We start from the raw sequence: 13,355 nt of genomic DNA, 5'->3' as shown, positions 1-13,355 counted from the left end.
AGGGTTGGCGGCCCCTTAATTTTAAGCAAGGCACGGTGAGATGAAAAACATTCTTTCTATCCAGTCACATGTGGTGTTTGGTAATGCCGGTAACAGCGCAACGGTTTTTCCCATGCGTCGCATGGGTGTTAACGTCTGGCCGCTAAACACCGTGCAATTTTCCAATTATACCCAGTACGGCAAATGGGCTGGTTGCGTGATGTCAGCTAACTACCTCAGCGAAATCGTTCAGGGGATCGCTGATATTGTTCAACTAAAGCACTGTGATGCGGTACTGAGTGGCTATATGGGCTCGGCGGAACAAGGTAGCCATATTTTAGCGATTGTGCGTCAGGTCAAGCTAGCTAATCCGAACGCCTAGTATTTCTGCGATCCGGTCATGGGGCACCCTGAAAAGGGCTGTATCGTGGCACCGGGTGTGGCTAAGTTCCACTGTGAGCAGTCGCTGCCGTGCAGCGACATCAGCGCGCCAAATCTACTGGCGCTGGAACTGTTGAGCCAGCGGAAGATCTGCAATGTGGGCCAGGCGGTAAGCGCTGCTCATGCTTTGATCGCCCAAGGGCCTAAGCGAGTGTTAGTCAAGCATCTAAGCCGCGCCGGTTATCGTCATCATTTTTTCGAAATGCTGCTAGTGACGGCGGATGAAGCCTGGCACATCAGCCGACCGCTGGTAGACTTCGGTACGCGGCAGCCAGTTGGCGTGGGCGATCTGACCAGCGGCCTGCTATTGGTGAATTTGTTAAAAGGAAAGACGCTGGACAAGGCATTAGAGCACACCGCTGCCTCAGTGTATGAGGTGATACTGACAACTCAGCAAATGGGGGAATATGAACTGCAGGTTGTTGCCGCACAGGATATGATCGTACAACCGCGCTGTGAATTTAAAGCGGTGAAATTGTAAACAGCCCATGAACCGGGTCCGTGATGTTTACCGGACACAGCTAACTTCATCCCTTCGGCGTTTAATGCCGCAATGACTGCTGGCCGCGCGGCGATGCGATCAAACCAAGCAATCAGATGGGCATAGTGTTTGGTATTAAACTGCAAGGTCATCGCCCAGCGCAGCACGGTAAACAGATAGGTATCTGCCAAGCTGAAACGGCTTCCTAGCAGTTGGTGCTGTTTAGCCCGCACCGAGTCCAAATAGCTGAACTGTTGCTCAAGCTTGGCTCGGGCGATGGCCTTGTACTCATCTAGCGTTTTAGGATTGAACAGTGGACTGAATCCCGTGTGCAGCTCGGTAGCAATGTAATTCAGCTATTCAATCGCATGGTAGCGCGACAGGGTGCCTGCTGCTGGCATCAGATCGCGATCCGGCACGCAGTCAGCCAAATATTGTACGATGGCCACGCCCTCGGTCAGCAGGCTGCCATCATCAAGCAGCACTGCTGGCACCTGTCCTTTAGGGTTGATGATCAGATAATCTGCGCTGCTCTCGGTTTTCTTCTGCACCAAATCAACTTTTTCCGCCGTAAAATCCAGGCCAGCCTCACGCAAGACGATATGCGCAGACAGATAACAGGCAGCCGCTTTATAGAACAGTTTCATCGCTAGCTCCTCGGTAGTGATCGGTGACAGATAGGGTAAACCTTTTAATGAGTCCAAGAAATCGTTTGGTGTTCCCGGTGGGTACTTTGACGGTTACTTCTTTGTAGGTTGGTTGGAAATAGCTTGGTACATTCACGGTTTTGTTCATGATTTATCCTTATTGTCATCCAGATCATGGTTTTCCCACATCCGCATGCTTTTGCGGCTTTGTTGAATAAATCGGATCTGGAATAAAGAGTCCCATGAATGGGCAGCCTTCAGGCAAGGCGTACACTTTCTGGCATACCGGCGAGCGTCATCTTGTTTAGTGAACAGATCATGGCCAGCGCCTCTGCAACTTGCCCATCATAATATCGCAGCGACAGGTGACCACCAAATAGCTGTTTTACTCTGTACCTCGCTGTTGCCGCTATCGAACGTCGGTGGTAGCCTGTGATACTTTTCCACCGTGTGTTGTCTCTGGTAACGTGCTGGTTCGCCACCGCTTGATTTCGCTCTGCATAGTCTGCCAACCAATAACGGGCTCCGCTGCTGGGCGGTATTAACGCCCTGAGCCTCTTGCGCCTTAACTCATCATCACACACTCGCGTATCCTAAGCCCGATCCGCCGAGGCGACTTTGATTTTACGGTACCTCTGACGGATGAGACCTGGGAAGGCTTCCATATCGGTGACATTGCTCAAAGAAAGGTCAGCACAGATGACCTCATGTGTTTCTGTATCTACGGCCAAATGCAGTTTTCGCCAGATCCGCCGTTTTTCCTGACCGTATTTTTTTGCCATCCACTCGCCTTCACCCAACACGTTAAGCCCGCTAGAGTCGATAACGAGGTGCGCAATTTCACCCGGCGTTGGGGTTTTAAACGGGACATGGCCGGACTTCGCCCGCTTACTGATGCAGGTGTCGTCCGGGTAGTTCAACGGCACTTTGATCAGTGTGACAATGGAGTCGACGAAGCCCTGGAGGGCGCGAAGTGTCAGGCCGAAAATACGTTTCAGCATCAATACGCTGGTGATTGCCATATCGGAATAATGTGGTGGGCGACCACGCAGAGAAGGTTTTGCCTCGCAGTACCAGGCGTGAAGTGCCGTTTCATCCACCGAGAAGGTGAGTGAACCCCGAGTGATAAGGGCGTTGTTGTAAGCCTTCCAGTTGGTGATGTTGAACTTTTGCTGGGCCACGGAATGTCGCTATTTTGATAGAAGGAGAGTGATCTGATCCGCGTGCCGGCCAAATGTTCGATTTATTCAACAACGCCACTGTTTCACAGAAAGCCAGAAACGCATCCGTGCCTTTATTCTCTATCTTTGTATTGCGCATGACGCCGGTGAAATCAATCACCCGAAGGTTAATTCCGTTGATCTTATTCAGGCGGCTGATGCAGAAAATAATGTCGTCTTTGTGGCTGATAGTACCGTACATTGGCGGGTTGCTTTCCCAGCGCACCAGGTTAATGGTGGGAGCGGTTACTTCGCTGGCCGAAAAAAGTGGGTCAGCCACCTCGGAGCAATGGGTCAGCATGACCGGCCTTACTGGATGGTCACCGGTGCCTTCAAGCCAGTCGGGGGAGACGCAAAACAAGGCTGCGATATGACCGATAACTGGCGTGGTCAGGTAATCCAGCTTGCGCTCCCGGCTCTCCAGCACGCTAACCCCCATGTTTATATCAGCCAGAAGCGTAGCCACGTTTGTCAGGCTCAGCCTGTGTGCGTCCATCAACTGCCATAAGCGGTCATACATATGCGTAACGGTGGCTTGACGTGGGGTCAGTGTATGGAGCATGACTCCCTCGACCACCATGTTGACCAGCTCGGCGGCAGAAATCCCCAGATTGCGCTATACCCGCGTGGTGAATTCCCGTACGGCGGGACGAAAGCGAATGGCCATTGGCGTGCCGCCAGTCTTTTTACTGTGCATCGGGGTGACAGAGTCAGTGACGTCGCCAGAAAGCTCTGCTGCGCCCGTTCGTCCGTTGGACGCTTTGCGCTATATGGTGTGGAGGGCCTTAGGTCTTTTTCTGCCGGACGTGGACGTCGCTGGCCGTTTGAACACATTTGCGAACTGCTGCGCGCGTTCGTAAAGCATTAACCGGGTGACTTTGGTTATCAGCGTTCCAGCTGGAGTACTGAATTGATAGCAATAAGAATCAATGAGATAACCGGATGTTGGTTGCATGCCGGAACAAGCCGGCGCTGGCTCTATGGGGTTAGCTAACGGATTGCCTTTCGGCTTTATGGTACAGGTACGAGAGCAGGTTTTGCTTAGGTTGGATAACAGCAGGTGGATAAATCCTATGCCGGGTTGCTTCTGCAAGCTATACCATCTAATTTAACGTTAATTCGAAGGGTGCTTGCGCGCCTATTTTGCACGTTATTGGTGGTTACCGGACGTAGGCTGGCAAGATAGCAATATGTTGCTACCTTGAAAAGCTTAGGTGTTTTTCCTGCTGCAGAGGGTGACTGCTAGACGTGCGGGTTGTTCGCCAGCAGCGACTAGTGGCTTGCTGATGCGGCTGGTTTCCACGCACCCCATTGTTTTATAACCGTCATTGGTCATATCCGGCATGCTGCATGACAATTCAACCCCAGAGTTCCAGGCGATCAAATCACTCATATGATGGTGATAAACTTCAAGGGTGCGTTGTAGCGCTGGATCTGTGATCAAGCTGAGAGCTTCTGGTTGGTTGTAGACACGGTCTGTCTGGCCGATAAACCGCAGGTTGCCAGTTTGACATTCTGGGAGACCACCTGCCACTTTATCGATATAGTTTTCGCCAAGGGACGCCACTTGTATCTGCGCGATATCGCCGATTTGGAAGTAGGTATGCAGCGCAGCAGTCGCCTGATAGTCGCTGTACGATTCCAGCTAGATCTCACATTTCACGCCCAACTTGAAGCGGGCAATCAGCGTAAAAGCGGGCGGCCACCGCTTATAGGTTTGTTCATTGTCTTTCAGCGTGAAGGTCAGAATAACGCCGTTCTCGTCCTCATCGTGGCCCGCCATGCACAAGGGCTGGGTGCGAACGGTTGTGCTACAGCTCCAAACCAAGGCCAGCAGATTGGCACGCCGCCATGGAGCGCTTGGCCTGTTTTGAAAGGGGTATTAGCGCTAAGCCAGATTATTGGCTTAGTGCCACTGGGTTGCCAGGCCTAATAGTTGTGCGCCCTGTTAGGGCAACAGCCTCCCGAACCTTGGGATGTGAAACAACCACTATACCCAATTCATCGAGCTAGCGCTGGCTGATATAAGGAGAGATTTGTGTGGTTACGGGCAGGCTGAAAATTTTCTCGTTCATTATTTGGCCTCTTGTTCGGCTAAACAGCAGCGAAGAGGGCGGCATTGATGTCGCCCTCTTTCACCCGCTTGCCATCATGCCATTATTTGGAGATGTGAGCGATCAGATCCAGAACCTTGTGGGAGTATCCTGTTTCGTTGTCGTACCAGGAAACCAGTTTCACAAATTTGTCATTCAATGCGATACCGGCTTTGGCATCGAACACGGAAGTCAGGGTTTCGCCGTTGAAATCGGTAGAAGCCACATCATCTTCAATGTAGCCCAGCACGCCTTTCATCGAACCTTCAGCAGCATCCTTGATGAATTTCTTAATTTCTTCATAGGTAGCGGGTTTTTCCAGACGCACGGTCAGGTCAACTACCGATACGTTTGGCGTCGGAACACGGAATGACATACCGGTCAGCTTGCCTTTCAGCTCAGGCAGAACTACGCCTACCGCTTTAGCGGCACCGGTAGAAGAAGGGATAATATTCTGGGAGGCACCACGGCCACCACGCCAGTCTTTCAGAGATGGGCTATCAACAGTTTTCTGAGTTGCGGTGGTGGCATGAACAGTGGTCATCAGACCTTCAATGATGCCGAAGTTATCGTTGATAACTTTAGCCAGTGGAGCCAGGCAGTTGGTGGTGCAAGAGGCGTTAGAAACGATATCCTGGCCAGCGTACTTTTCAAAGTTAGCACCACGAACGAACATGGGGGTCGCATCTTTGGACGGGCCTGTCATTACAACTTTCTTTGCGCCCGCCACGATGTGCTTACGTGCGGTTTCGTCAGTGAGGAAGATACCAGTCGCTTCCGCTACTACATCAACGCCCACTTCGTTCCACTTGAGGTTAGCAGGGTCTTTTTCTACGGTAACACGGATAGTCTTGCCGTTAACAACCAGATGGCCATCTTTAACTTCTACAGTACCGTTGAAACGGCCGTGAGTAGAGTCATACTGCAGCATGTAAGCCATGTACTCTGGGTCCAACAGATCGTTGATTGCAACGATTTCGATGTCAGAACGTTCCTGAGCAGCACGGAAAACAATGCGACCAATACGGCCAAAACCGTTGATCCCTACTTTGATAGTCATAATTCCACCAGCTATTGTTAGTGAATAAAGGATGCGTTGTAAAATTACAAAAACCTTACCAAGCGTCAAGCGGAATTGTGTCAATCCGTGCGGTAAACTAAATCTAAAGGTTAAGGTTGCGCGTTTATTGCTCGTCCCGTTTGCGTGTCGCCTAATGTACTATAATGGGTGCAAACTTAGAAATATAAACTCATCGTCTATAATTGTGTGATCAGGATCACATATCACTCTGGATTAACCTTTTTACGCTAATCAGTTGGGCAAAAAATTTCTGCATAAGTATTTATTTTTTGTTACCTGGTGCTCCGTAAAGCCCCGTCCTTCATGGCGAGGATAATAAGGCGCGGTTTTCCGACTAACTGGGTGTTTGCTATTGCTCAATGTATTGCCGTATGATCGATATCGGCGCCCCACCGCAACTACTTGCAAAATAACTCGGTGTCCACAGAACACCTTTGCAGTAATAGCGCTGGGCTATATCGGGGCGGTCACGGCGAAGCAGTCTGCTAGAGACGCCTTTAAGACTGTTGACCAAGTTTGATATTGCCAGCTTTGGCGGGTAGTTAATCAGCAAATGCACGTGATCGCATTCACCATCCAGCTCGACCAGCTCAACATCAAAGTCAGTACATACGCTATAAAAGTGGCGTTGTTGAATAAATCGGATTTGGAATAAAGAGTCCCCTGAAAGATGCCCATTCAGGGGACTCTTTATTCCAAATCCGATTTATTCAACAACGCCGACTCAAAGCGACGGGGAGTAATAAGATAGACATAATAGAGATACTGCCCGGCGAACTGAGCAGTAGCAGGAGGGCTAGCTCTCTTCCAGATTGATCGCTACATCTTGCAGCGTGGTGGTCGGCTTAGCTGCTTCATCCATCCAGGCTGTGAGTAAGCGGTAGGACACAGCGAGTACCACCGGGCCGATAAATAGGCCGATCAAACCGAAGGCCAGCAGGCCGCCGATTACTCCTAACAGGATCAGCAGCGTTGGCAAATCAGCCCCCATGCGGATCAGCATTGGCCGCAGTACGTTATCCAACGTGGCGACTACGCAACTCCATATCACAAGTACCGTAGCCCAAGTGGTATCACCGCTCCAGTACAGCCAGATGATGGCTGGCACCAGCACCAGCAGCGGTCCCAATTGTGCCACGCAGCAGATAAAGATCAGCACCGTCAGCCAAGTGGTGGCGGGGATACCACTCAGTGCCAAGCCGATCCCTCCCAACACTGACTGTACCAGGGCTGTCACCACCACGCCCAGCGCCACTGCACGAATCGCTTGCCCGCCCAGCAATACCGCTGCATCGCCGCGCTCAGCGCCTAAACGCACCGCAAAATGGCGGATACCGAGCGCCACCTGCTCACCACGCGCATACAGTATCACGCTAAACAACAGCATCAGCGTGCAGTGCAGTAGCAGACGGCCGATATGTGCCGCCTGCGCGACAAACCAGGTGGCAGTTTGGCCAAAATACGGCTGCATTTTTGCCAGCAGCGCGGCACCGCCAGCATTGACCAAGGCATGATAACTGTTATAGATCTTGTCACCGAACATCCGTAGGGATTGCAGCCAGACAAGATCAGGCATATGCAGCTTGCCGAGCGTGCTGGCCCAAGCGATAACCGGGCCACTGTTATCCACCAGGCTCCCGATCATCAGAGAAATTGGCAGAATGAACAGCAAGATCAGTAGCAGCGTCATGGCCATCACTGCCAGCGAGCGTCTCCCCCACAGCAGCTTTTGCAACTTGATCAGCAATGGCCAGGTTGCGATCACCACCATCGCAGCCCAGGATAAGCCGAGAATAAACGGCTGGATAATCCAAAAACTGGCGATGATCATGGTGGCGATAAACAGCACACCAAAAATAATCCGTGGTAAATCGTATCGATGTTGAGGTTGTGTCATCAATGGGTCTCTTTTTTCGTAAGTTAATTTCGTGGCACTTCATTATTATGGTTCATCTTCGCCAATTTTCACAGCGCACTATACATTTTTACGATGGAATGGCTTTGTTGAATAAATCAGATTTAGAATAAAAGATTCCCCTGAATGGGCATCTTTCAGGCAAGGCGTACACTTTCTGGCATACCGGTGAGCGGCATCTTGTTTAATGCACAGATCATGGCCAGCGCCTCTGCAACTTGCCCATCATAATCTCGCAGCGACAGGTGACCAAATAGCTATTTTACTCTGTATCTCGCTGTTGCCGCTATCGAACGTCGGTGGTAGCCTGTGATACTTTTCCACCGTGTGTTGTCTCTGGTAACGCGCTGGTTCGCCACCGCTTGAAGGCGACTTTGATTTTACGGTACCTCTGGCGGATGAGACCTAGGAAGGCTTCGGTGTCGGTGACATTGCTCAAGGAAAGGTCAGCACAGATGACCTGATGTGTTTCTGTATCTACGGACAAATGCAGTTTTCGCCAGATCCGCCATTTTTCCTGACCGTGTTTTTTTGCCATCCACTCCCCTTCACCCAACACGTTGAGCCCGCTAGAGTCGATAACGAGGTGCGCAATTTCACCCGGCGTTGCGGTTTTAAACGGGACATGGCCAGACTTCGCCCGCTTACTGATGCAGGTGTCGTCCGGGCAGTTCAACGGCACTTTGATCAGTGTGACACTGGAGTCGACGAAGCCCTGGAGGGCGCGAAGTGTCAGGCCGAAAATCCGTTTCAGCATTAATACGCTGGTGATTGCCATATCGGAATAATGGTGTCGGCGACCACGCAGAGAAGGTTTTGCCTCGCAGTACCAGGCGTGAAGTGCCGTTTCATCCCCCCAGCAAGTGAGTGAACCCCGAGTGATAAGGGCGTTGTTGTAAGCCTTCCAGTTGGTGATGTTGAACTTTTGCTGGGCCACGGAATGTCGCTATTTTGACAGAAGGAGAGTGATCTGATCCTCGTCCCGGCCAAAAGTTCGATTTATTCCACAACGCCGCTGCGTTCACCTGATAAGTCACTGTTTCGCCCACTTTGTCGTTGTGTGGCAGCAAACGACATCATTGCGCATAGTTGGTTGCGTACACTTTCATCATTGCACGGAAATCAGGGGTATAGTGCTGTTCCATTAGTTGACCCACTCTTTTCTTAACGATTTATGGTGCAACGCCAGCCATTGTAGTGCAATCACCGATGCGGCGTTATAGATCATGCCTTCTTCAACCCAGCAATAAGCCTGCTCACGGCTGACCACATGGACGCGGATGTCTTCATTTTCTTCTTCCAACCCATGGATACCCTTGGCGGTAGCGGCATCCACCTCGCCGACCATGATCGACAAGCGTTCGCTGGTCCCCCCTGGGCTGGCCAGATAGCTCAGCACCGGCTTGCAACGCCCAACATCCACGCCAGCCTCTTCTAGCGCCTCGCGGCGGCATACATCCTCGATGCTCTCGCCGGTCTCGATCATTCCTGCTACTATTTCCAGCAGCCAAGGTGAATGGCTGGTATCGACAGCGGCGATGCGCAATTGTTCAATCAGCACTACTTCGTCGCGCACTGGGTCATAGGGTAGCAACACCGCCGCGTGCCCACGCTCGAAAATCTCCCGTTGAATCTCCGCGCTGATTTCGCCGTTGAATAAGCGGTGGCGAAACCGGTATAAATTGAGTGAAAAAAAACCACGGTACAGCGTTTCACAGGCAATAATGTCTACATCTTTTTTGTCGAAAGTAACGGGCGACGGCTGCGAACGGTTCATAAGCTCATGCTCCTGCGTTAATATGGCGATAAAATAAACAGATTTGATGATAAAAAACCACGAGATAATTTGCCGCTGCTTTATGCCAAATCGTCAGCCATGATATCAGGTATAACGTAGGCGGCTAGGCACGCTGAAAGCTAAAAGTTATATCAGGTGGCACATTCAGCCACCTGATGAGCACAACTGGCCCTGCTAGAATCAGCAACTCAATTCGTTTATCGTCAGCGTTAACATAGAAATATTGCTGCACAAAAAGGAATGCAAATGAAGAAAATGTTCCCCTTTCTTATCGGTCTAAGCCTGGGCTGCTTAAGTGCAATGAGCCAGGCAGTGAACCTGTTACAGGTCTACAAACAGGCCAGGGAAAGCAACCCAGAACTGCGCAAAACTGCTGCTGACCGTGACGCTGCATTCGAAAAAATCAACGAAGCTCGCAGCCCGCTCTTACCACAGCTCAGTCTGACCGCGGGTTATGCTTATGATCGTGGCTACCGCGATGCCAATAATATCAACTCTACTATGACTAACGGTTCTCTCGCATTGACACAGACCATTTTTGATATGTCGAAATGGCGCGTGTTGATGTTCCAGGAAAAAACCGCGGGTATCTCTGACGTCACCTTTCAGACCTCTTCGCAGCGTTTGATTATTGATACTGCCACCGCTTACTTCAGTGTGCTGAGTGCTATCGATGCGCTGTCCTATACACAGGCGAAAAAACAAGCGGTGTACCGCACGCTGGATCAAACTACTCAACGCTTCAACGTAGGCTTAGTGGCGATCACTGACGTACAGAACGCCCGCTCTAACTACGACACTGTGCTGGCGTCTGAAGTCACCGCGCGCAATACGTTAGATAATGCGTTGGAAAAATTGCGCCAGATGACCGGCACCTTCTACCCGGAGCTGGCCTCGTTGGATACTGACCGATTCAGCACCCAGCGCCCGGAAGCGGTGAATAACCTGCTGAAAGAGGCGGAAGCGCGTAATCTGAGCCTGCTTTCCGCGCGTTTAAGCCAGGATTTGGCCCGTGAGCAGATCCGTTTAGCGCAGACCTGCTACATGCCGACCATTAATATGAGTGCATCCACCGGTATTGCCAATACCAAATATAGCGGTTCTAGTAGCAGCGGCGACTCTGACAGCAACGCTGGTCAGAATAAAATTGGCCTGATCATCAATCTGCCGCTTTACAGTGGCGGTGCGACTAACTCTCAGGTACAGCAGGCACAGTATAATTTTGTCGGTGCCAGTGAATCGCTGGAAAGCGCACACCGCAGCCTGGTGCAAACTGTGCGTTCATCATTTAATAACGTGAACGCGTCGATCAGCAGCATCAACGCCTACAAACAGGCAGTAGTTTCCGCTCAAAGTTCCATGGACGCCATGGAAGCCAGTTATCAGGTGGGAACTGGCACCATCGTTGACGTGTTGAATGCCACTACCACGCTGTATAACGCTAAGCAGCAACTCGCAAGCGCACGTTATACTTATCTGATCAACCAGCTAAACATCAAATCTTCACTCGGGACGCTGAATGAAAATGATTTGCTGGTGCTCAATGGTGCGCTGGGCAAACCTGTTTCCACTTCTCCAGAGGTACTGGCTCTCCCCACCACCGAGTAAAACGCCTATGCCAATAGCTATAACGGCGACGGGCCAGCCACCGATACCACTCAACCAGCGCGCAACAGCGGTGATCCATTCCGTCACTGACGCATGCGCTACTGCCTATGGGACCTGGCATCTGCTATGCCCCATTTTTTACCTCCATCTCTACTTAAGCTTTAATTTTAACCCTTTTTCCCCTATCCTTAGCCTCACTACTCGGAAAGGGCAAAGACAGCCCAAATGATGGGATTAATAACGATGAAACGGACAAAAAGCATCAACCAAGAAATGTTCCGCAAATCTTGGCGCAGCTACCCTGTGGCACCCTTGGCCCTGGCGATCAGTGCAGTCTTTATGCTGGCTGGCTGCGAGAAGAGCGACGAAACCGTCGCCATGTATCAAAATGCTGACGACTGTTCGCGCTCGAATCCTTCCATGCGCGAGCAGTGCACCACGACCTACCATAACGCGTTGAAAGAAGCCGAAAAAACCGCGCCAAAATACGCCACCCGTGAAGACTGCGTCGCCGAATTTGGTGACGCGCAGTGTACCCAGGCACCAGCGCAGGCTGGCGTGGCGGCAGGATCTCAAAGCAGCGGCAGCGTCTGGATGCAGCTGATGGCCGGTTACATGATGGGCCGCATGATGGGGGGGGCTGGCTTTGCTCAGCAGCCGCTGTTCACCTCCCAAAACTCTGCCAGCCCGGCCAATGGCAAGTTCGCTGACGCTACCGGCAAAAGTTATGGCACGGCGACATCCGGTGGGCGCACTACGACTGTGACGAAAACCGCCATGGCCACGAAGCCTGCGGTCACCCATACCATCACCCGTGGCGGCTTCGGCAAAACCGTCGCCAAATATAACAGTATGCAACGCCGCAGCGCCACCTCCGGCTCTCGCAGTATGGGCGGCTAAAGCATGAAGCGCGTTACCATTACCGAACGCCCGGACTGGCGCGAAAAAGCCACTGAATTCGGCTTCCATTTCCATACAATGTACGACCAGCCGTACTGGTGTGAAGATGCCTATTATCAGTTCACACTGGCGCAGATTGAAGAGATCGAAAGCACCACTGCTGAGCTGCACCAGATGTGCTTAAAAGTGGTGGAGAGAGTAGTTACCAGCGATGCACTGATGGCTAAATTCCGCATCCCGAAACACACTTGGGGCTTTGTACGCAGAGCCTGGCACACCCGTCAGCCTTCGCTGTATTCGCGTCTCGATTTGTCCTACGATGGCGTCAACCCGCCTAAATTGTTGGAAAACAACGCTGATACGCCAACCTTGCCGTATGAGTCCGCCTTCTTCCAATGGCTGTGGCTGGAAGACCAGATCAAGGCTGGCAAGCTGGTTCCACAAGCGGATCAGTTCAACAGCCTACAGGAAAAACTGATTGAACGTTTCGCTGATCTGAAAGCGCATCATGGCTTCGACTTGTTGCACTTGGCTTGCTGCCAAGACAGTGAGGAAGATCGTGGCACCGTGCAATATCTGCAAGACTGTGCGTCAGAAGCTGGCCTAGCGACCGAGTTCCTGTTTATGGAAGAGATTGGCCTAGGCGAGAAAGGCCAGTTTACCGATCTACAGGATCAGGTGATCAGCAACCTGTTCAAGCTTTACCCGTGGGAGTTTATGCTGCGCGAGATGTTTACCACCAAGTTGGAGGACGCTGGTGTGCGCTGGTTGGAGCCTGCTTGGAAAAGCATCATCTCAAATAAGGCGCTGCTGCCACTGCTGTGGGAAATGTTCCCGAATCATCCGAACCTACTGCCAGCCTACTTTGCTGAAGATGCACATCCGCCGCTGGAGCATTATGTCACCAAACCGCTGTTCTCACGCGAGGGTGCCAATATCCAGATTGTCGAAAACGGCCAGCAAGTCGCGTGCGTTGGAGGCCCCTATGGTGAAGAAGGTATAATTGTTCAACAGTTCCATCCGCTGCCGCAGTTTGAAGGCAGCTACACACTTATCGGCAGTTGGTTGGTTGACGATCAGCCCTGTGGCATCGGCCTACGTGAAGATCGTCAACTGATCACCCAAGATATGTCGCGCTTCTATCCGCATATCATTCTTGGTTGACGAAGGCTCTGAATCGGAAAACACCAGT

The 13,355-nt window shown here is 51.5% G+C and carries 7 protein-coding genes and 8 pseudogenes; 5 read left to right on the top strand and 10 right to left on the bottom strand.

Features of this window, described 5'->3' with window-relative positions; all coding sequences use genetic code 11:
* Window positions 1-40 precede the first annotated feature (40 nt).
* Window positions 41-901, top strand: a pseudogene (pdxY, locus tag AACL06_RS02450) (pyridoxal kinase PdxY).
* 44 nt (window positions 902-945) lie between these two features.
* Here pdxY and gstA read toward each other — a convergent pair.
* The 3 pseudogenes from gstA to AACL06_RS02435 all read right to left on the bottom strand — a co-directional run.
* Window positions 946-1,548: pseudogene (gene gstA, locus AACL06_RS02445) on the bottom strand (glutathione transferase GstA); the annotation flags it as partial.
* A 257-nt stretch (window positions 1,549-1,805) separates the two neighbouring features.
* A pseudogene (locus AACL06_RS02440) lies at window positions 1,806-2,729 on the bottom strand (IS5 family transposase).
* 76 nt (window positions 2,730-2,805) lie between these two features.
* A pseudogene (locus tag AACL06_RS02435) lies at window positions 2,806-3,456 on the bottom strand (conjugal transfer protein TraE); the annotation flags it as partial.
* A 3-nt stretch (window positions 3,457-3,459) separates the two neighbouring features.
* Between AACL06_RS02435 and AACL06_RS02430 the strand changes: the two are divergent.
* Window positions 3,460-3,747: pseudogene (locus AACL06_RS02430) on the top strand (IS630 family transposase); the annotation flags it as partial.
* 231 nt (window positions 3,748-3,978) lie between these two features.
* Here the strand turns inward: AACL06_RS02430 and AACL06_RS02425 are convergent.
* From AACL06_RS02425 to nudF, 7 genes and pseudogenes are all read right to left on the bottom strand, one after another.
* Window positions 3,979-4,843, bottom strand: a pseudogene (locus AACL06_RS02425) (D-hexose-6-phosphate mutarotase).
* A gap of 82 nt (window positions 4,844-4,925) precedes the next feature.
* Window positions 4,926-5,921, bottom strand: coding sequence for a glyceraldehyde-3-phosphate dehydrogenase (gene gapA, locus AACL06_RS02420; RefSeq protein ID WP_339037695.1), 996 nt, complete (start codon window positions 5,919-5,921; stop codon window positions 4,926-4,928).
* A gap of 370 nt (window positions 5,922-6,291) precedes the next feature.
* Window positions 6,292-6,564 (bottom strand): annotated as a pseudogene (gene tnpA / locus AACL06_RS02415) (IS200/IS605 family transposase); the annotation flags it as partial.
* 174 nt (window positions 6,565-6,738) lie between these two features.
* Window positions 6,739-7,839 carry an AI-2E family transporter YdiK gene (gene ydiK, locus AACL06_RS02410; protein ID WP_339038242.1) on the bottom strand — a complete coding sequence of 367 codons (1,101 nt, stop codon included), beginning with the start codon at window positions 7,837-7,839 and terminating at the stop codon, window positions 6,739-6,741.
* A gap of 155 nt (window positions 7,840-7,994) precedes the next feature.
* Window positions 7,995-8,794, bottom strand: a pseudogene (locus AACL06_RS02405) (IS5 family transposase).
* Window positions 8,706-8,906 (bottom strand): hypothetical protein, encoded by a 201-nt coding sequence (locus tag AACL06_RS02400; RefSeq protein WP_339037693.1) that lies wholly within the window; start codon window positions 8,904-8,906, stop codon window positions 8,706-8,708. Before AACL06_RS02400 ends, AACL06_RS02405 begins: the two are co-directional and overlap by 89 nt.
* A 95-nt stretch (window positions 8,907-9,001) precedes the next feature.
* Window positions 9,002-9,634 (bottom strand): ADP-ribose diphosphatase, encoded by a 633-nt coding sequence (gene nudF / locus AACL06_RS02395; RefSeq protein ID WP_339037691.1) that lies wholly within the window; start codon window positions 9,632-9,634, stop codon window positions 9,002-9,004.
* 267 nt (window positions 9,635-9,901) lie between these two features.
* Between nudF and tolC the strand changes: the two genes are divergently transcribed.
* The 3 genes from tolC to AACL06_RS02380 all read left to right on the top strand — a co-directional run bounded on the left by tolC (window position 9,902) and on the right by AACL06_RS02380 (window position 13,327).
* A complete protein-coding gene (gene tolC / locus AACL06_RS02390; protein ID WP_339037689.1) occupies window positions 9,902-11,263 on the top strand; it encodes an outer membrane channel protein TolC in 1,362 nt (453 codons plus the stop codon).
* A 243-nt stretch (window positions 11,264-11,506) separates the two neighbouring features.
* Window positions 11,507-12,163: a DUF1190 family protein gene (locus tag AACL06_RS02385; protein ID WP_339037687.1), complete on the top strand. Its 657-nt coding sequence runs from the start codon at window positions 11,507-11,509 to the stop codon at window positions 12,161-12,163.
* Window positions 12,164-12,166: 3 nt separating this feature from the next.
* Entirely contained in the window at window positions 12,167-13,327 is a 1,161-nt protein-coding gene (locus AACL06_RS02380; RefSeq protein ID WP_339037685.1) for a glutathionylspermidine synthase family protein, read from the top strand.
* Window positions 13,328-13,355: the final 28 nt, after the last annotated feature.

Source organism: Serratia symbiotica (Periphyllus acericola) (genome assembly GCF_964019515.1).
Lineage (GTDB): Bacteria > Pseudomonadota > Gammaproteobacteria > Enterobacterales > Enterobacteriaceae > Serratia > Serratia symbiotica_D.
Note: the sequence above shows the minus strand (reverse complement) of the source record. Positions and strands in the feature narration are given on the sequence as shown.